The sequence below is a fragment of the Bradyrhizobium sp. Ken01 genome (genome assembly GCF_055807355.1).
In genome coordinates, this window is the sequence record NZ_JBVVPC010000050.1 from 1 (window position 1) to 18,824 (window position 18,824).

At 64.8% G+C, this 18,824-nt stretch carries 21 protein-coding genes; 4 read left to right on the forward strand and 17 right to left on the reverse strand.

Features of this window, described 5'->3' with window-relative positions:
• Positions 1-523: 523 nt before the first annotated feature.
• The 4 genes from AC0L3S_RS32585 to mgtE form a co-directional block, all read right to left on the reverse strand.
• A complete protein-coding gene (locus tag AC0L3S_RS32585) occupies positions 524-1,537 on the reverse strand; it encodes a hypothetical protein (protein WP_473283737.1) in 1,014 nt (337 codons plus the stop codon).
• A gap of 49 nt (positions 1,538-1,586) precedes the next feature.
• Positions 1,587-2,405, reverse strand: a complete 819-nt coding sequence (locus AC0L3S_RS32590) for an aldo/keto reductase (RefSeq protein ID WP_473266521.1) — start codon at positions 2,403-2,405, stop codon at positions 1,587-1,589.
• A 172-nt stretch (positions 2,406-2,577) separates the two neighbouring features.
• Entirely contained in the window at positions 2,578-2,895 is a 318-nt protein-coding gene (locus AC0L3S_RS32595; protein ID WP_473283739.1) for a helix-turn-helix domain-containing protein, read from the reverse strand.
• A 163-nt stretch (positions 2,896-3,058) separates the two neighbouring features.
• Complete coding sequence (gene mgtE, locus AC0L3S_RS32600; protein ID WP_473266525.1) at positions 3,059-4,480, reverse strand: magnesium transporter; 1,422 nt, start codon at positions 4,478-4,480, stop codon at positions 3,059-3,061.
• A 116-nt stretch (positions 4,481-4,596) separates the two neighbouring features.
• Here mgtE and AC0L3S_RS32605 point away from each other — a divergent pair, with 116 nt between their 5' ends.
• Together AC0L3S_RS32605 and AC0L3S_RS32610 are read left to right on the forward strand one after the other, a co-directional pair.
• Positions 4,597-5,370: a polysaccharide deacetylase family protein gene (locus tag AC0L3S_RS32605; protein ID WP_473283741.1), complete on the forward strand. Its 774-nt coding sequence runs from the start codon at positions 4,597-4,599 to the stop codon at positions 5,368-5,370.
• Positions 5,371-5,560: 190 nt separating this feature from the next.
• Complete coding sequence (locus AC0L3S_RS32610; protein WP_473283744.1) at positions 5,561-6,880, forward strand: polysaccharide deacetylase family protein; 1,320 nt, start codon at positions 5,561-5,563, stop codon at positions 6,878-6,880.
• Between the two features lie 3 nt (positions 6,881-6,883).
• Here the strand turns inward: AC0L3S_RS32610 and AC0L3S_RS32615 are convergent, their stop codons facing one another.
• The gene (locus tag AC0L3S_RS32615) at positions 6,884-7,258 is read right to left on the reverse strand and encodes a hypothetical protein (protein WP_473283746.1); all 375 of its coding nucleotides are present in this window, start codon (positions 7,256-7,258) and stop codon (positions 6,884-6,886) included.
• Positions 7,259-7,544: 286 nt separating this feature from the next.
• Between AC0L3S_RS32615 and AC0L3S_RS32620 the strand changes: the two genes are divergently transcribed.
• Positions 7,545-7,802, forward strand: a complete 258-nt coding sequence (locus AC0L3S_RS32620) for a hypothetical protein (RefSeq protein WP_240543306.1) — start codon at positions 7,545-7,547, stop codon at positions 7,800-7,802.
• 22 nt (positions 7,803-7,824) lie between these two features.
• Here AC0L3S_RS32620 and AC0L3S_RS32625 read toward each other — a convergent pair whose 3' ends face one another.
• The 12 genes from AC0L3S_RS32625 to AC0L3S_RS32680 form a co-directional block, all read right to left on the reverse strand.
• Positions 7,825-8,013, reverse strand: a complete 189-nt coding sequence (locus AC0L3S_RS32625) for a hypothetical protein (protein ID WP_473283748.1) — start codon at positions 8,011-8,013, stop codon at positions 7,825-7,827.
• A gap of 10 nt (positions 8,014-8,023) precedes the next feature.
• A complete protein-coding gene (locus AC0L3S_RS32630; RefSeq protein WP_007611368.1) occupies positions 8,024-8,353 on the reverse strand; it encodes a four-helix bundle copper-binding protein in 330 nt (109 codons plus the stop codon).
• Between the two features lie 103 nt (positions 8,354-8,456).
• Positions 8,457-9,401 (reverse strand): cation diffusion facilitator family transporter, encoded by a 945-nt coding sequence (locus AC0L3S_RS32635; protein WP_473283750.1) that lies wholly within the window; start codon positions 9,399-9,401, stop codon positions 8,457-8,459.
• An 18-nt stretch (positions 9,402-9,419) separates the two neighbouring features.
• Positions 9,420-10,325, reverse strand: coding sequence for an NAD(P)/FAD-dependent oxidoreductase (locus AC0L3S_RS32640; RefSeq protein WP_473283756.1), 906 nt, complete (start codon positions 10,323-10,325; stop codon positions 9,420-9,422).
• A gap of 13 nt (positions 10,326-10,338) precedes the next feature.
• Positions 10,339-11,415 (reverse strand): flavodoxin family protein, encoded by a 1,077-nt coding sequence (locus AC0L3S_RS32645; RefSeq protein ID WP_473283758.1) that lies wholly within the window; start codon positions 11,413-11,415, stop codon positions 10,339-10,341.
• Positions 11,416-11,495: 80 nt separating this feature from the next.
• Positions 11,496-11,696 (reverse strand): hypothetical protein, encoded by a 201-nt coding sequence (locus tag AC0L3S_RS32650; protein WP_473266539.1) that lies wholly within the window; start codon positions 11,694-11,696, stop codon positions 11,496-11,498.
• Between the two features lie 2 nt (positions 11,697-11,698).
• Entirely contained in the window at positions 11,699-11,905 is a 207-nt protein-coding gene (locus AC0L3S_RS32655; protein ID WP_018455208.1) for a hypothetical protein, read from the reverse strand.
• Positions 11,906-12,267: 362 nt separating this feature from the next.
• Positions 12,268-12,480, reverse strand: coding sequence for a hypothetical protein (locus tag AC0L3S_RS32660; RefSeq protein ID WP_473266541.1), 213 nt, complete (start codon positions 12,478-12,480; stop codon positions 12,268-12,270).
• Between the two features lie 134 nt (positions 12,481-12,614).
• On the reverse strand, positions 12,615-13,361 hold the full coding sequence (locus AC0L3S_RS32665; RefSeq protein ID WP_473266544.1) for a Crp/Fnr family transcriptional regulator: 747 nt from the start codon (positions 13,359-13,361) through the stop codon (positions 12,615-12,617).
• Entirely contained in the window at positions 13,361-16,528 is a 3,168-nt protein-coding gene (locus AC0L3S_RS32670; protein WP_473283761.1) for a CheR family methyltransferase, read from the reverse strand. Before AC0L3S_RS32670 ends, AC0L3S_RS32665 begins: the two co-directional genes overlap by 1 nt.
• Positions 16,529-16,723: 195 nt before the next feature.
• The gene (locus AC0L3S_RS32675) at positions 16,724-16,990 is read right to left on the reverse strand and encodes a hypothetical protein (RefSeq protein WP_473266547.1); all 267 of its coding nucleotides are present in this window, start codon (positions 16,988-16,990) and stop codon (positions 16,724-16,726) included.
• Between the two features lie 7 nt (positions 16,991-16,997).
• A complete protein-coding gene (locus AC0L3S_RS32680; protein WP_473283764.1) occupies positions 16,998-18,005 on the reverse strand; it encodes a chemotaxis protein CheB in 1,008 nt (335 codons plus the stop codon).
• 82 nt (positions 18,006-18,087) lie between these two features.
• Between AC0L3S_RS32680 and AC0L3S_RS32685 the strand changes: the two genes are divergently transcribed.
• Positions 18,088-18,492 (forward strand): response regulator, encoded by a 405-nt coding sequence (locus AC0L3S_RS32685; RefSeq protein WP_473266551.1) that lies wholly within the window; start codon positions 18,088-18,090, stop codon positions 18,490-18,492.
• Positions 18,493-18,824 lie beyond the last annotated feature (332 nt).

Here is an 18,824-nt window from a genome sequence, read left to right on the forward strand (position 1 = left end):
GGTGCCAATCACTCGGCCTTCCCTGCGCGATGGTCGGACGGCTTATGCCGTGCTCTCCCGGGAGCCGAACTTTCCTTTTGGCCTCCCTCGCCTCGCGAATTTGGATGATGCTGTCCGCCCGGTTGGGCTCGCACACACCTCCGCGAAAACTTGACCGTAGCAACGACGGCCAGGACCACACGGTTTTGCCGTACGCACGGCCCGCCATTTCGCCGCAGTTTTCCCGGCCGTGTCGACGAAGCCGGAAACTTGCAGGCGAGACGAAGCCTAGCAGCGCCGCTCGTCCGCACGCGGTTTTCGGGCTCACAGGGACTACCCGCCCTGCCCGCACCATCTCGTGCCGACGCTGCCGCGTCCACCGCAAGCCCGGCTCGCAATCAAGACGACAACGAGATCGCCCCTCAAGGATGAGCCGGGATGACCGACACATACGTCAAAACCGAATTTCGGTAAAGTGGAATATTTTTGCGGCAGCGGATTGACAGAGACGACACACAGTGGCGGTCCGTAGCCCGATGACCTGCTATCCGCCAAAATCCCGCGGGCTGAACGGCAGGTCCATCACCTTCCATTCCCCGTATTTGTCGGCCGGCAGCATCTTGTAGGGCTGGCAGGCCTGAAGCGCGCTCATGGCGGACTTCACGAGCGCCACGCCCTTTGCGGACGGCGGGGCTTCGATCAGGATCGGCTCGCGCGCCAGCGTGCCGTCGGTCGCGAGCACCGTGCGCAGCTTGATGTTGACGTTGTCGGTCGGCGCGACGCCCGCCGGCAGCTTGGCGCAGCTTCGCAAGTGACGACGCAGTTCGGCGATGATTTCGGCCGGCAGCTTCGCCGCGATTGAATCCTTGGCATCGCCGCCATCGTCCTTGGGGGGGTCTTTCGGCAGCTCCGTCGGCAATTCCGGCGGCAGGCCGAGCATGACACCGTATTTGACGGTGACGTCGGGCTCCGGCGCCTGATAGGACGGCGGCGGCGCGGCCTCCGGCTGCTGCATCGCTTGTGGCAGTAGCTGTGGCGCCGGGGGCTGCGGGGTCGGGGGCTGCGGCGTCGCCTGAGGCGGCGGCGACTGCGATGGCTGTGGCTGTTGAGGCTGCGGTTGCGTCTGCGCATTTGCCTCGCGCTGCTGCTGCGGCGGCGTCTGCGAAGGCTGGGCCTGCGGCTGTTTCTGCTGCGGCGGTTCAGGCGAGGCCTGCTGCTTCGAAGCCTGCTGCTTCGAGGACTGTGCCGCGGCCTGTTGCTTTGTCTCGGGCTTCGGCGCGGCCGCCGCCTTGTCCTTGTCGGTGAAATCCAGCTTCGGCAGTTTCAGGTCAGGGATCGGCTCCGGCGGCTTTGCCTTGAGCTTTTCTTCGGCCTTCTCCTCGGCCTTGGCCTCCTCCTGCTTCACTTGCTCCGGCGTCACGATGCTGACGGAAACCGATTCGGGCGGGCTGGCGTGAAACGGACGGACTTCGCTGATCACGATGATCAGCGCGACCAGCGTCAGATGGGCGATCGCCGACGCTGCAATGTCCGTCCGTATGATCTTCCGCAGTTCCATCGCCTGACTTCAGGTTGCCAAGCTGGTCCTAGCATACGGCAGCCCCCTCTCAATCCCATTTTGGCGCGAAGCCGAAATCGGTCAGGCGGCCCCTGGGACTGGCCAGCGCGGCGATCTGGGCCATCTCGTCGTCGGAAAGCTCGAAATCGAAGATCTCGATGTTTTCCGACAGGCGTTCGACGCGCGAGGTGCGCGGGATTGCAGCGACATTCTGTTGCACCAGCCAGCGCAGGCAGACCTGCGCCGGCGTCTTGCGATGGAGCCGCCCGATCTCCGCAAGCGTCTGGTCGGTCTTGATCCGCCCCTTGGCGATCGGGCTGTAGGCGACCAGGGCGAGCCCGTGCTGATCGCAGGCCGCCCGCACCTTCGCCTGGTCGAGATAAGGATGGTATTCGACCTGGTTGCAGGCCAGCGGCTCCGGCGACAACGCCACCGCCTGCTCGATCAGCGCGACGGTGAAATTGGAGACGCCGATGTGGCGGGTCAGGCCCATGCGCTTGGCATGCGACAGTGCGCCCAGCGTCTCCTCCAGCGGCACGTGCGAATTGGGCCAGTGCAGCAGCAGGAGATCAACGGAGGGAAGTCGCATGCGCGCCAGGCTCTCCTTGACCGAGCGCTCGAGATCGTGGGGCGCGAAATGGTTGGTCCAGACTTTTGTGGTCAGGAAGATGTCGTCGCGGCGCACGCCGGAGGCGCGCAAGCCGTCGCCGACCTCGCGTTCATTCTCGTAGACCTGTGCGGTATCGATGTGGCGATAGCCGAGCCGCAGCGCCTGCTCGACCACACGGGCGCACATGCGCCCGCTCAGCTCCCAGGTCCCGAGCCCAATCGCCGGTATTCTTGCGCCCTTGGTCTCGACGAACAGCATGAGGAATCCTCTCTGTCGCGGTCGCCCCAAATCATGATCTCGGCGTCATTATGAACCCGGCGGGCGACACTGCCAACGGACGACGCCGGCCGCCGGGCCGGATCTTGCGCGCAATGCTAACGGGAGGTTCGCGCACAGCCTTGACGTCAGACCTTGACGTCAGGCCTTGAGCTCAGGCTTTGGCGAGCGCCTGGAACACGGTATCGGGCGCATGCGCGATCACGGCGAGCAGCGCGCGGGCGGGTCCCCGCGGGGCCCGCTTGCCCTGCTCCCAGTTGCGGATGGTCTCGACGGGAACGCCGAGCTTGGCCGCGAACTCCATCTGGGTCAGGCAGGCGCGGCGGCGCAAATCGCGCACGGCGAGCGAGCTGGCTTCGGCCGGCGCTGCGTTAGATACCGGCTGGATTGGAAACGGCTGGACCGGAAACTCCTGCCCGTCCCGCAACTCGACGATCCGTCCGTCCGCCTTCAGCCGCAGACGCATGCTCATTCCCCCAAGCGGGAACGATGATGCGGCAGCTCGCTTAAGTTCGGATTAAAGATGATGGCCAGTAGCCCGGATGGAGCGCAGCGCAATCCGCGGCGTCTATCGAGCCGACGCAGCGGCCCGGGATTACGCTTCGCTCCATCCAGGCTAGGGACTTCAACAGCTCCTACCTCAACCCGAACCACAGCGTCGCAATTCCCAGGAAGGAGAAGAAGCCGACAACGTCGGTGACCGTTGTCACGAACGTGCCTGACGCCACCGCCGGATCGGCTCGCACACGTTCGAGCGCCATCGGGATCAGGATGCCCCCGAGCGCGCCGGCGAACAGGTTCACGATGATGGCGAGCCCGATGACCATGCCGAGACCCGGGATTCTGAACCAGGCCACCGCGGCGACGCCCGTGATCACGGCAAAGGCGAGACCGTTGACGAGGCCGACCAGGCCCTCGCGGACCACCACGCGCCAGGCATTGGAGGAGCCGAGCTCGCGCGTCGCCAGCGCCCGCACCGCGACCGTCATGGTCTGGGTCGCGGCATTGCCGCCTTGGCTTGCGACGATCGGCGCCAGCACGGCGAGCGCCACCATCTTCTCGAGCTGTCCCTCGAACAGGCCGAGCACGGAGGACGCCAGGAAGGCGGTGGCGAGATTGACCAGCAGCCAGTTGAACCGCGCGCGTGCAATGGTGAACACGGTATCGGATAGTTCTTCGTCGCTGTTGACGCCGCCGAGCGCCTTGAGGTCCTCATCCGCCTCTTCCTCGATGACGTCGACGACGTCATCGACGGTGATGACGCCGACGAGGCGGTCCTGGGTGTCGAGCACCGGGGCCGCGACGAGATTGTACTTGCCGAACATGCGCGCCACCTCCTCCTGGTCCTCCAGGACGGAGACGCGGCGGCGATCCTCGTCGGTCAGCTCGGCAAGCGCCACCGGGCGGCGGGCGCGCAGCAGGACGTCGAGCGAGACCGCGCCCTGCCAGTGCTGCTCCTTGTCGACGACGTAGATCTCGTAGAAGCGGTCAGGCAAATCCGGCGTCTCGCGCATGTAGTCGATCGCCTGTCCCACGGTGAAATCCTGCGGCACCGCGATGAACTCGGTCTGCATCCGGCGACCGGCGGAATTTTCCGGATAAAGCAGGCTGCGCTCGAGCACGACGCGCTCCCTGAGCGGCAGCTTCTCGAGGATCTCCTCCTGATCGGCCTGATCGAGCGTTTCCAGCAGCTCGACCGCGTCGTCGGATTCGAGCTCGAGCACACCTTCGGCGACCGTCTGCGGCGGCAGTTCCTCGAGGATCTCCTCGCGCACGCCCTCATCGAGCTCGTTCAGCGCGGAGAAGTCGAAATCGCGCCCCGTCAGTTCGACCAGGCGGACCCGATCGTCGGGCTCGAGAGCCCCAATGAGATCGCCGAGATCGGCCTCGTGCAGCTCGGCAACGCAAGCGCGCAACGCGGCGCTGTCGCCGGCCTCGATCGCATGGGCAATTTCCGCGACGAATTCGTGACGAATTTCGCCGTCTTCATTGCGCATCGGCACGTGGTCGAGTACCGATTCCGCGGCAGACGCGGCACCGTCCAGATGTTCATCCATGGCGCGCCTCGCCGTCCGACAGGTTGGAACGAGTGGTCTGAGCTGTTGGTTCAGGCAATACCCACAAGGCAACTCTGAGCGCAATGACAAAGATGCTTCGACTGAGGCGGACCTCGATGGCGGCAGGCGCAGCCCTCGCGGCCCTCAGCGGCATCGTCTCGACCGAAGCCGCCGAGTGCCCGCGCAAGGACGCGCTCGGCACCTCCCGCATTCTGAGCGTCGACGCCAAGACCACGCCGCGCGTGGGCCTGAAGAGCTTTCCGCAGACCTTGCCACTCGCCGATCACGAGGTCGTGCTGACCTTCGACGACGGACCGTATCCGCCGACGACGTCCAAGGTGCTGGCGGCGCTGGCCCAGGAATGCGTGCGCGCGACCTTCTTCCTGATCGGCCTGCACGCCTCCGAATACCCCGAGATGGTCAAGCGCATCGCCGGCGAGGGCCACAGCATCGGCCACCACACGTTCTCGCATCCGTTCATGGCGCGGATCCCGCTCGACAAGGCGAAGAGCGAGATCGACCGCGGCATTGCCGCCGACGAGATGGCGCTGCACGGCACGCCGACGACGACACCGTCGACGCCGTTTTTCCGGTTTCCTTATTTCGAGGCGACGCAAGCCGAGCTCGACCTCCTCCAGTCCCGCGGCATCGTGGTGTTCGGGGCTGACCTGTGGGCCAGCGACTGGAACGAGATGACGCCGGAGCAGGAATTGAAGCTCGTCACCGAGCGGCTCGCCGCCGCCGGCAAGGGTATCATCCTGTTCCACGATCCCAAGGCGCGCACGGCTGCGATCATGCCGGCCTTCCTGCGGTATCTGAGGGAGAACGGCTATCGGGTGGTTCACGTCGTGCCGGCGGGCACATCACAGAAGAATGCCGACGCACGTTGATGCCGGAATGTCACGCCGGCGCAAAATGGGGTGATTTGGGCCCTATTAACAGTCTGTTCATGCTACGCCATGCAAGTATCGAGGGGACGTGTCGCGGCGGGGTTCTGGGTCGGGGTTCTTGCGCCTGAACCGTTTGCCGATGTCTCCGACCTACTATGGCGGCAATCGCGTAAGAGGGCAGACCGGGTTCATGATCGGAAGTAGCCTTGTTGCCCGGACGCGATCGTGGATCGTCCTTTGCTTTGGCGGATTCCTCGGCGGATTTTTGGGTGTCCTGACCATCGGCTCGCCGGCGATTGCGGCCGACTGCGCCGGCCATCCGGACGCGCTCGGGACCTCCCGCACCCTCGTGGTCGATCCGCACGAGCATCCCCGCATCGGCACCATGCAGTACCGCGAGACGCTGCCGCTGAAGGACCATGAAGTCGTCCTGACCTTCGACGACGGTCCGTTGCCGAAATATTCCAACCAGGTGCTGCAGATCCTCTCCGACGAGTGCATCAAGGCGACCTTCTTCATCATCGGCGAGCAGGCCAAGGCGAACCCGGAAGGCGTGCGCAAGCTGGTCGCGGCGGGCCACACCGTCGGCACGCACAGCATGACGCATCCGCTCACAATGGACCGGATGCCGCTCGACAAGGCCGAGGCGCAGATCAATGGCGGCATCGAGTGGACATCGGCCGCAATGACCGATCCGTCCAAGCTCGCGCCGTTCTTCCGCATTCCCGGCCTGATGCGCGCCGACGGCGTCGAGAACCTTCTGATCTCGCGCGGCATCCAGGTCTGGAGCGCCGATTTCCCGGCCGACGACTGGCGCCATGTGTCGTCCGATCGCGTCTATCAGCTCGCGATGCAGCGGCTTGAGGCCAAGGGCAAGGGCATCCTGCTGCTGCACGACATCCAGGCCCGCACGGTGGCGGCGCTGCCGAAGATCATCCGCGACCTCAAGGCGCGCGGCTATCGCATCGTGCACGTGGTGCCCGCGACCGCCGAGCAGCCGGCAACGCCGACAACGCCGGTGGAATGGCTGCTGCATCCGCCGACCGAGACCACGCCGATCGCGCGCTGGCCCGCCGTGCCGATCTTCGTGTTCGCGCAGACCGAGACGCTTGCGGCGCCCGCGCTGGCCGACCTCAACGCGCAGACCGCGCATCAACCGCTGCTGCCGCGCAAGACCATGGCGCTCGCCAATGTCGCGGCCACCCTGCCCGTGCCCGGCCGCGATCTCTTTGCGATCCCCGAGGGCTCGGTCGAGGTGCTGCTGTCGACGACCTTGTCGCGGCGTGCCGCGACGCGCCTGGCAATGGCGGCCGAGACGCCCCGTGCGGCCAAGGGCAAAGCCGGCAAGTCGCGCGCTGCCCGCACCGCGCACGCTGTTCGTGGCACACCGAAGCATGCCGCAGAGGCCGAGGGCACTGCAGCCAAGAGCACTGCGCCCAAGAGCATTACGCCTAAGAGCACTGCGCCGCGCCCGACCCGTGTGGCGAGCCTGAAGAAGCGCGCGCAGTAGAGCCTACTGTCGCATGATGTTGGCGACGCAGAGCAACACGATCAACGCCAAGAAGAACAGGTCCATATAGGACTTGACCTCGCCGTCGCGCCTGAGCCGGGCGACGTCAACCACGACCTGCTTGCGCACACTCGTTCCGCCCGCGCCGTCATTGAGCGGGGCCTGAAGGCGCTTGGTCTCGGCTTCCAGCTTCTCGATCTTCTGGTAGAAGTAGAACGCCCGCAGCGTCGAAGCTGCACGCATGCCGGTATAGACCAGCACGAGGATCGCGATGATCGCCCGGTTCTGGTATTTCTCCATGAGATTCAGACTGAAATAGACCATCGCCATGAATGCGAAGTTGGTCACGAAGCGATAGACGAAGCTTAGAAAGACCATGCGGGCTCAAGCCTTGAAGGGTGGCGCAACCGGACCGTGTTGCGAATGCGGGGATCAGGAGCCCAAACCGGAACAGCCGGCCCGAATGCCAACGCAGGCCCGTCTACGCCAACTTTGTTTCGACAAAGATACTATTGCCCCGGCAATGCCGCCTTTTAGCCACGCCCGGCCATAATGCAAGCCGGAGCACGGCCGCCGGTGCCTTCCGCGTGCCCTGGCTGCAACGGCTCCTTGGAGATTTGGCCGAACTGCCGATAGACTGGGCCGCCACATGTGGGGTCTGCCGATGCCGAAGAAGGGAATCACCGGCCACGACGACTGGGTTCTGACCGAGGCGCTGGCGACTGCGCTGGTCGCGCTGGAGCAGCTCGACACCAAGCACCAGCCGAGCGCGCATATGGACGACATCCGCAAGATGCTCGCGAACGGCAAGGAGCCGGCGGCTGTGACCCTGCATCTCGCCCAGGCCAAATGCCGGCTGTTTCCCGACCTCGATCCGCTGGAGATCTACCGGGAATACGGTATCGGCGAGGAATATGGCTGAGGGCGCCGTTGACCGGCCGGACCTAAGGTCCGCCGGCGACCGATCCTGCGATCACCATGACCAGCGCGGCCAAGTCGATCTTGCCGTTGACGATCAGCTCCTCCGAGGCTTTGGCATCCTCCGCGCGTTCGATCTTCAGCGATTGCGGTCGGTTGGCCGCCTGCCGCTTCAGCTCCTCGACGATGGCTTCCGTGAGTTTCTCTTCCAGCATGGGCTTGTCCTCAGGCCGCCATCGCACGGCAGGATTGTGCGCAGGAGCGGCACATGGCGACGCACTCGTCCATGCCACCGACCCGCTCGCAATCCTCGGCGCATTCGCTGCAGATTTCGGCGCATTCGCCGCACGTATGCCGGTGATGCGGCGTATTGATCAGCATGAAATGCGCCGCCGTCCGGCACATTTCGGCGCATGCCATCATCAGGCGGAAATGCTTGGGCTCGACGTGCTTGCCGCCGGTCTCGAGGCAATGGTTCATCGCGGTGCCGAGGCAGGTCTGGTAGCAGCTCATGCAGAGCGCGATGCAGCGCGTCATGTCTTCGGATTGAGCCATCCGGTGTCTCCAATGCTCGCCCCCTGCCCCGGTCAACCAGGGGGATGTTGTGATCGTTCCTGCCGTCGTGCCGATTGTGACGTCCAGGGAACCTCGCAAAGAGCTAGCCGTAACGCCTCGCGTGCACCGCCCGGTAGCGGGCGTCGGTCTGCGGCTTGATGAACAGCGCCGCCACACTCGGATGGCGCTTTCGTATCTCGGTCTCGATCGAAATGACGCATCGCTCGATATCGTCGGCGCGCTTGTCATCCGCAAATTCGATGCTCAGCGCCGCAACGATTTCGACCGGCGACAGCTGCACCGTCAGGAGGCCATTGGCCCTGAGCACCCCGGGCGAACGCCTTGCGATGTCGAGGACCGATCGCGCAAGCTCCGGATCGGCGGGCTCGCCGATCAGCAGGCTCTTGCTCTCGCGCGCGAGACCGATCGACACGATCGCCAGCAATATCCCGATCAGGATCGAACCGATCCCGTCCCAGACCGGCTGGCTCAGCCATACGGCCGCTGCAGTGGCCGCCGCGGCAATGGCGATGCCGACCAGCGCCGCGCTGTCCTCGAGCAGCACCATGAATGCCGGAGGATCCTTGCTGCGAACGAAAGCCTGGTAATATCCGAACCGTCGGCCGTCCGACCGGAAGCGCCGCAGCGCAACCAGCCAGGAGCCGCCTTCAAACAGGAACGACAGCCCGAGCACCACGAAGCTGACGATCGGACTTTCGATCGGCTCGGGTGCGGCGACATGCAGAATGCCCTGATACAGCGAGACCCCGGCGCCCAGGGCGAAGATCAGCAACGCAACGATGAAGCTCCAGAAATACAGCTCGCGCCCATAGCCGAGCGGATGGGATTCGTCGGGCGAACGGCTCGCGCGCCGGTAGCCGTAGAGCAGCAGGATCTCGTTGGTCGTGTCGACGAGCGAATGCACTGCTTCGCTCGTCATGGCCGAACTTCCCGTCCACGCGGCGGCGCCGATCTTCGTGACCGCGACCAGGACATTGCCGAACAGCGCCGCATAGACCGCGGTCTTCGAGGATGATTCTGTTGCCAATGTCCGATACCCCGTTCCTCATGCCAGCCGCCGCGGCAGGCTGTTGTGGATCGTGCAGGCGGCGAGCGCGGCGTGGCCGAACGCGACCGAGATCTGGTGCAGGTCGGTGACGACGTCGCCGATGCCGTAGAGCCCGTCGACCGAGGTGCGCTGATGGTCGTCGACTTTCAGGTAACCCTCCCCGGTATGTTCGGCCCCCAGATTCGTCGCGAGATGCGAGCGCACCTCCGCACCCATCACGGGATAGACCATGTCGAATTGCGCCGTCCGGCCGTCGGCGAAGACGGCTTCGACGCCGTCGTCTCTCCGCCTCAGGCGCAGGCCGGGCGCGACGACGATCTCGACACCCGCTTCATTCAGCTCCGGTGCCGCGACCTTCCCATCCTCCTCGCCCGTAGCCAGCAGCGTCACGTCGCGGGAGTAGCCGCGCATGAAGAGCGCCTTGCCGGCGGCCCGGTGAAGCGGACCGACGATGCCGATACGGCGGTCGATCGCCTCGAAGGCATCGCAGACGGGGCAGTAGCGCAACAGCCCATCCGCGACCGCCGCGCGCCATTCGTCGAACGGCGGATGGGCGTCGACGATGCCGCTGGCAAGGATGACGGTGGCGGCCGTATGCGCGCCGCCGTTCCAGATCGCCTGAAAACCTCGCTCGTGTCGCCGCAAGGCTGTGACCTCGGCATCAACGCGCGTGACCGCGAGCTCGCCCAGTTGCGCGGACATGCGCGCGAGCAGGTCGGTACCGGACAGGCCATGGACGAAGCCCGGCACATTGTGACTGCGCGGGATCAGCGCCGCCCGGCTCGCGCCCGCGTCCACGACACAGACGTGGCGCCGAAATCGCGCGAGGTAGATCGCGGCCATCAGCCCGGCGGGGCCGCCGCCGACGATCAGGCAATCATACGGCTGACCATTCCGAGTCATCTGGAGTTTGGCTTCATTTGGGGTTTGGATCCGACAGGCCCGCACCGGGCTCGCGAAGCTGTCCGCTCCGCGCCAGGCGGACCGCATTGCCGAGCGCGCGCGCGACGTTCTGCACCTCCGTCTGGAATGCCCTGTCGTCATCGAGGTCGCGGTGCGAGGTGGCGTATGGCTCCATGTAGCCGACATAGCCATCGAGCTCGGCGAAGCGGCCCGCCGAGATCAACTGCATATCGGTCAACCAATCCGACAAGGCCCGGCGCACGCCCTCGGCACCGACCGCATCGCCGTGAACGACAAGGCCGAAATGACGGCCGGCGAGATGGCGCGGATAGGGCCAGCCCTTCAGCTCCAGCGCCTTCGCCTCGGCAGCCTTCTTGCCGTGGGTCGAAGTCGGATCGGGATTGCCGCCGTCGGCGCAGACCATGCGATCCATCATCGCCTTCAGTCCGGCGGGCACGTGATACCAGTTCACCGGCGTCACGATCAGGATGCCGTGGGCCGCGACCCACAGCGGATAGATATCGTTCATCCAGTCGTCGGTCTGCCCCAGCGAATAGTTCGGATAGCAGCTGCACGGCCAGTGGCAGAGCGGCATCGCGGTTCCGACGCAGGATTTGCAGGGATGGATCGTCTTGCCGAACTCCGAAGCCAGACGCGACAGATCGAGGATGTCGACGGCAAATCCAAGCTCGGCAAAGACAGGCTCGGCGAGCTCGACCAGGCGCCAGGTCTTGGACATCTCGCCGGGACAGGTGTGCTCGCTGCGGGCCGAGCCGTTGATGATGAGGATGCGCGGCGTCTCGTCCGCGTCGTCATGGCGCCGCTGCGCTGCCAGAATCTTCGCGCGCGCGTCGAGCCAGTCGACGGCGATGTCGTAATCGGGATCGGAGAATCCAGTGCCCGCCTTTCGTGTCAGCGGGGCCTTGCGTGAATTGCTGTAGGCATCCCAGGCCGCACCGACGATGGCGTCGAGCTCGCGCTGGAGCGGTGCAAAGGCGGGATCGACGAACCGGCTCCTGTAGCGGCGCTCGAAGGCCTCGCGCGAGAGCTTGACGGGCGGCATCCCCTTGCGAATGTCGGCTTCCGTCATGCTGGCTCCTCGCGAGGTCGGTACAGTCCGACCAACCCGGGGCGCCGCGCGCGGTTCCTTCTCGCTCTCGTCTCGCTGCTCTACTGGCGGACAACTTCCGGCGGCACATCGAATTGCGCGATGCGCTGGTCCAGCCGCCACAATTCGATGCGGTGCACCAGCACGAGCGAGGCGGCCTCGCGCTTGGCCTGCTCATCATCGTCGCAGACCAGGTTGATGCATCCAAACACACGCCCGTCCGGATCGATCTGGAACGCGCGGTAGTGCTTGATGCTCCGCATCGTCATCCTCCCCGTCTCGGGTAGACGGGTTCGCTTAGCCAGTCCGTCAGGTTCGAGGTCACCTCGTTCTGCTTGGCGCGCTGAAGCAGCATGTCGCGCTCCTTGCCGGGTGGCAGGCTGCGCGCGCGCTCGCGAGCGGTTTGGGCGAATGCCGCCAACCGCTCCTGGAGCGATTGGGTCTGTTTCCTGCGGTTGCGTTTCGCGGTCATTGTACTTTCACAAAGCCCTTCAGATGGAAGGAATTGGGATGGGAGGAATTGGCCCCGGCGGGAGGTCGGCGCCGGGGCCACAGTTCATGCCGGTTGGGGCGGCCCAGCCCGGCAGTGTTGGCAGCTTCGGCCGCAACCGCAGGTTCCGGCATTTCAATAAGTTAACGGTGCGTGATTTTGCCGATGCGAAACGAAGCGGCGGAGCATCACCCGGTCGCCGCCATTCGCAGCAAGGCGCGGCACGAAGGCATTTCGCTGAAGCCCGTCAACCGCTCGCCTTACAACAGGTGCTCCAAAGCAGCGAAGCGGCGTTGAGTGGGGTGCCGTCCCGGCGCGCGCTGCACGTTTGGCGTCGTCGGCCCCTATTCCGGCGGCGCGCCGTATCTGAGGTCCTGCTCTTCCCGGTTGTCGCGGAGGGCCTTGAGCTCCGAGCGCAGCATCGCGCTTTCCATCACCACCCGGCGCACCTCGCGCGTGGCGTCATCAAGCTGATCCGCGACCGCTCTGCGCTGCGCCCGGAGGGCGCGGCTTGCTTCGATCGCGCGCTCAGCGCGGGCAAGCAGGACGTCGATCATGGAACGACAATAGAAGATTCGGGACGAAATTGCCTTTACGTAAGTTACGTCGATTACTCAAAACCAGCCATCCGCTCAAAAACATTCGCGAGCACTAACCTGGGTCAAGTCTCTCGGAACAGCCGAGAAGACGCTTAGGCCCGTCGATAGAGTTGCAGATAGCTCGGCGAGAACAGCGCCGCGTCCTTGAGCGCATCGAGATCGGTGATGGTCAACGTGCGATCGCGCAGCACGATCAGGCCGGAGGCGCGCAACTCCTGAACCGTGCGGTTGAGATGAACCACCGACAGGCCGGTGGCGTCCGCAAGATCCATTTGCGTCACCGGCATCACGCAGGAATTGCCTTCGACCAAGCCGACTGGACGCAGCCGCTCGATGATCTCGCAGAACAAATGGGCCACGCGCTCGAAGGCCACCCGGCGGCCGAGATTGATGGCCCATTCGCGCTGGATGGCGCTGTTGATGAGAGTCTCGCACAAGAAAGCTTCCGTCAGCGAGCGGTCGGCAGCCACCAGACTCTCGAACCGCGCGCGCTTGATTTCGGTGTAGACGACCGGCGTCATCGCCGCGATGGAATGATCCATCACCGGCAGCAGGAACGCGTGCGCATCGCAACTCTCGCCGGGAAAAAGAAAATTGACGATCTGGCGCCGGCCATCCTCGAGCGTCTTGTAGCGGCAGAGCCAGCCCGACAGCACGAGGCGAACGCTGTCGACCGGATCGCCCTCCGAGATCAGATCCTCGCCCGCCCCTGCGCGCTGGATTCCCTCGAGCATCGCGTATTCGAGCGAGGTGCGGGCGTCCGTCGACAACGGCCTCAGCACGTTCAGCCGGCGAATGACCGGGTCCACCTGGCTGCGATCGAGCGTCGACAAGGGCATCAGTTGGCCACCGCCGGTGTATGAAACGCTCGCTTGCTAAGAGGAATTGTGATCGTGCATTCCAGCCCCCTCGGATTGAATGCCATCGTGGTCTGCCCCTTGAACTCGAACGCGAGTGTGCGCTCCAGGAGCTCGGTCCCAAATCCTTTATGCGGCGGCGGCGCAACCGGCGGCCCGCCGCGCTCCCGCCACTCGAACACCAGCTCCGCCGGGTTGGTGCCCTGCTCGAGGCGCCAGGAAATTTCGATGCGACCGGTCGGCCGGCTCAGGGCGCCGTATTTCAGCGCGTTGGTTGCGAGTTCGTGAATGGCAAGGGCAAAGGTTTCCGCGGCCTTCGACTGAAAACGCACGGTGGGGCCGCTGACCCGTACCTGCTCTCCTTCCCTGGCATTATAGGCCAGCAGCTCTTCGACCGCGAGGTATTCGAGGTCTACGCCGCCCTCGGGATCGCGCGTCACCAGCGCCTGGGTTCGAGCGAATGCGTTGAGCCGGCCATCGAGATGGGAAGCAAATTCCTCGACCGTCGAACTGCTATCAGCCGTGCGACGGGCGATCGAGCGCACCACGCCCAGCGTGTTGCGGACCCGATGCTGGAGCTCGGCCAGAAGCAGGCGCTGCCGCTCCTCGGCGCGGGTAATCGCGGTGACGTCGACGAACGTGATCACGACCCCCGCGATGAAATTGTCGATGCTGCGATAGGGCAGGATGCGCACGATGTAGCGCGTGCCGGTGTCCGGATCCCTGAGCTCGCGCTCAGCGGTGGCAAGCGTCCGCAGCACGCCGCGAATGTCGTCATAGAGCTCCTCGATCGGGATGCGCGCCTTGATGTGCGCGATGGGGCGCCCCGTGTCGGTCTCGACGAGATGCAGAACCTGCGTGATCGCCGGCGTGAAGTTCATCACGCGCAAATCGTTATCGAGGAACACGGTGGCAATCTGCGTGCTCTCCAGGAAATTCTCGAGGTCGCTGGTGGCGCGCGTCAATTCCTGGACGCGGTGGGCCAGCTCGCCGTTCACGGTGGTCAGCTCCTCATTGACCGACTGCAATTCCTCGCGTGAGGTTTCGAGCTCTTCGTTTGCCGACTGAAGCTCTTCATTGAGCGACTGGTATTCCTCGTTGGAGGACTTCAGCTCCTCGTTGGTGCTTTCGAGCTCTTCGATGGTTGCCTGAAGGCGCTCCCGCGTCGCCCGCAGCTCGCCTTCGATACGCTCGACATGCTCGGTCTGCACCAGCGCGCTGGGCCTGCTCTCGCCGGCATCGGTGTTGCGCACCGGCCCGTCCTTGAACAGAACGACGAAATTGCGGTGCTCGCTGCCGCCATCCTGGATCGGCTCAACCATGATGTCGACGAGAACGCGATGGCCGTTGGCACCGAGCTGCACCTGCTCGGCATGGGCGGGCTCGTTGGTCTCCGCCGCGCGGCTCAGCACCGTGCGCAGGTCCAGGCGGAGATCGCGGTGGACGAGTTGGAGTAAATCGAGCGTGGCGGCGCCTGCCGTCGGCTCGATGTAGCGGCCGGTGCGCCCGGAGAAGTGCAGGACCTGAAAGTTGCCGTCAGTGATGACATAAGCGGGCGCGTAGCGCTCGGCGATCCGCTGTGCGCGGCGCTCCAGGCCGATGTCGGGGCGGAACGAGCGCAGCGGCGGCACCTCGGCGGGCGCCCTCCCGGCAGCGGTCGTGATTGGAAATTCCGGTGGCAGCCGTGTTCCGGTCTCCAGCTTCTTGAAGATGCGGGCGCGGCGGTCGATCGGCACGAAAAGTATTGGATGCCGCGTGACGTTCTCGGAATTGCCGAGAAACAGGAATCGATCCGGCAGAAGCGCGAAGTGGAATAGCGGGATCACCCGATTCTGCAATTCGGCATTGAGATAGATCAGCAGATTGCGGCAGGAGACGAGATCGAGCTTCGAGAACGGCGCGTCCTTGATCACGTTATGCTGCGAGAAGATGCACATCTCGCGCAGCTCCTTGACCACGCAATAGGTATCGCCTTCCCGCACGAACCAGCGCGCCAGACGCTCGCTGGTCATGTCCGCCTCGATATTGGTGCGGTAGCGGCCGACGCGTGCGGTCGCCAGAGCCCGTCCGTCGATGTCGGTCGCGAAGATCTGAACCTGCGGTGGCGAGTCCATCTTGGCCATGTGCTCGCGCAGGAGGATAGCTATGGAATAGGCCTCCTCTCCGGTGGCGCATCCGAGCACCCAGACGCGAACCTGCTGGCGCGCGTCCTTGCCTTCGAAGAGCTTCGGGACGATCTGACTCTCGAGCACATCGAATTCGCGCTTGTCGCGGAAGAATTCGGTGACACCGATCAAGAGATCGTTGAACAGATGCTGCGCCTCGTCCTGGTCGTTGCGCAGGAAATCGACATAGGCGGCGATGTCGGCGATCTGGACCACCTGCATCCGTCGCTGCACGCGACGCAGGAAGGTGTTCTGCTTGTAGCCGTGAAAATCATTACCGGTCTTGCTGCGCAGGATGTCGGCGATGCGCGACAGCGAGGCCGCCGCAGCGGCCAACACCTCGTCGAACCCCTGCTTCTCCTCCAGCCGCCGCAGGTGACGGGCATAGACCTGGATGTGCTCGGCAATCTCTTCCGGAGAGAGCACGTAGTCGGCGATCGCCGCCGGCGTGTTGGCTTCTTTCAGATGATCAGCCTCGTCGCTCGCGCCCTTCTCGGCGATGGCGAGACCACCGTGATCCTTCAGAGTCGCGGTACCCAGCGTGCCATCGCCGCCGACGCCGGACAGGATCACGCCGATCGATTGCTCGGCGCGTTCTTCCGCCAGAGACACCAGGAAGCTGTCGATCGTGGCCCGCTCGCCGGGGGCCTGCTCGGCCGGGCGGACCGCGAAGCGACCGCCATGGATCGTCGTGATCATCGCCGGCGGGCACAGATAGATCGTGCCGCCCTCGATGGTCTGGCCGTCACTGATGTCGGCGATCTTGCCGCGGGTGGTATCCTGCACGATCCGACGCAGCCGCGGCTCGTCGAGCGCCTCGTGATGTTGCAGCGCCAGCACGACGGCCTGGTCGGCGCTCACGGTCAGCTTGGACAAGAACCGCTCGACACTATCCAGAGCTGTCGGCGCGGCGCCCACCCCGATGATCAGCGGAGACCTGGTCTGGCGCTCTCTTTCGACCGGCTGGTCGCCGATTTCATGCATCGTCTCGGTAGCCTCATTCAATGACGGGAACCAGCGGGACGCCCGCTCGCCGCAAATAGCAGAAATGATGTTATCCCAATAGGTGGAAGGCGGAAACGTCGCGCTGCGTTCCATACGGCGAACATCGTTGTCAATTGCCGACCAGAGATGTTCGCGCTCGGCATGGAGCTCAGGCGGCCTGCCAACGCGCCCGGATCACTCCGGACCGACTTGCTGCCGGAGATAGCTAATCCGCTGCTCGATCAGGACGCGATGCCGGAGCCATTCCGTCAGGGTCTGCTTCAGCACCTCGGCCAACCGCTCCGCCTGGCCGGCGTCGTGGCCACCGGCACTGAGTCCACGGATCCGATCCTCCTGATCGCGGATGCGCTGGCAACCCTCCTCGATATCCCGATCGGCCTTGATCAGGTGGCGGCGCTCGGTGTCGAGCTGCTCGGTCCATTCGGCGAGGGAAATGGTCATGGCGACCTCAAGCCTCCCGCTTGCGAGCCGGAGGATCGAGCGACTTTAGCACGACCCGTCGGATCATGTCGGCATATTCGCGATATTCGGCAGCCCGCGCCTGGTACATCTCGGCAACCGCGGGCCGGCCGCTGCGCCGACCGTCGGCGGCCATGCGCTGCACCAGCTCAGCCCGCTCCTCGATGATGCGCAGCGCGACCCGCAGGGCTTCATCCACTTGCCCCTCCTGCTCTTTTGCGAGGATGTCGGCGCCGAAGGCGTGTCCGACCTGGCACCGGAAGCGCATGGGGTGCGAGTCCTTCATCTCGGACAGCACGCCCCCGCAGGCCGGACAGGTCAGCGCAACCGGATCGGCCATCGACACGAGACTGTCACTGCCGATCCGCTCGCCGGCCGCGATCTCGACCTCGAGCCGGATCTCCGGCGGGATCGGCAGCGCGGCACCCGCAACCTCCCTGGCGAGATCGGACAGAACGTCGCCCATTCCGGCGCCGGGGACACAAAGATCGATGATGGTCGCCTCCAGGGCGCTCCTTGGCATTTCATCGGCGATGGCGTCCGAGGGGTCCTGTACCACCGAAATCCCGCCGCAACGCTTGATGGCGTTGAGGCCGGCCGCACCGTCGGACAGCAGGCCGCTGAGGAGCACACCGATCACGCGCGGGCCGTAATTGATGGCGGCCGAGCGAAACAAGGCGTCGATGGCCGGCCGGACCATGTTCTCGCGCGGACCGCGCCCGAGGAACAGGTGATCCTCGGACAGCAGCAGATGATGGTCCGGTGCAGCCAGATAAACCTTGCCGGGCTCGATCTTCATGCCGTTTTCGGCCTGCCGGACCGGAAGCGGGCCGGCGTGGCTGGCGACCGTCGAGAGAATGCCGATGCCCTGCGCCGGGATGTGCAGCACGATGAACACCGCCGCCGGCAGATCCGGCGGCAGCCGGCCCAGGATCTGCTTCAGGGGTGCGGTCGCGCCGGCCGAGCCCCCTATGACGATGATATCGCGGTTGCTCATGGAACCCACTTTCGGTTGTATCGTTATACCAAGGCGGGTGACCGCCCTATGTTCCTATGGAAGGCAAGGGATGGAAGGAACCATGGCGATTTCGCCTGGATCGTCAGGTCCACAGTCGCCGCTCAGCGGGCGGCGCATCTTCATTGTCGAGGACGAATATTTTCTCGCCGATGACATTGGCAAGGCATGTCAGGCGCTCGGTGCAGAGGTCGCGGGGCCAGTCGGTGATCTCGACGACGCACTCAGGATCCTGCACGACGGCGCAGTCCTGGATGCCGCCGTCCTCGACGTGAACATCCGCAGCGAGATGATCTTTCCTGTCGCGCGCGAACTGAAGGCACGGAACATACCCTTCCTCTTCACGACCGGATACGACAAGGTCACGATCAGTCCGGAATTCCACGACGTGCTGATCCTGGAGAAACCGATCGATCTGCCGGCGATGGCCCACACGCTGGCCGCGCTGATCGCCGATCCGCATGGTTGAGCCGAACGGCGATCAGAGCAAATGCGCGAAAGCGAGCCAGGCGGTCACCGCCAAGCACAGGAGCACCGCAGCATAGGGCAACGCGATGCGCATCAGCAGCCCTCCCGGCATTAGCCCATCATCATCCAGACGATCGCCGCCATCATCACCAGAAAGCCCGCGATCGCCGTTGCGACAAAGGCCTGTTCGACGCGATCCATCGGCATCACAAGCCCCCTTTTTCCAGCCGAACCAGTCTGAGGGCTCGAGGAGCTTTGCGCATTAGGCTATGTGAATCGGCGTGCTCCTTTGTCGTCCGCGAGATCGGCCGCACCGCCCAGCAGAGATTGCGA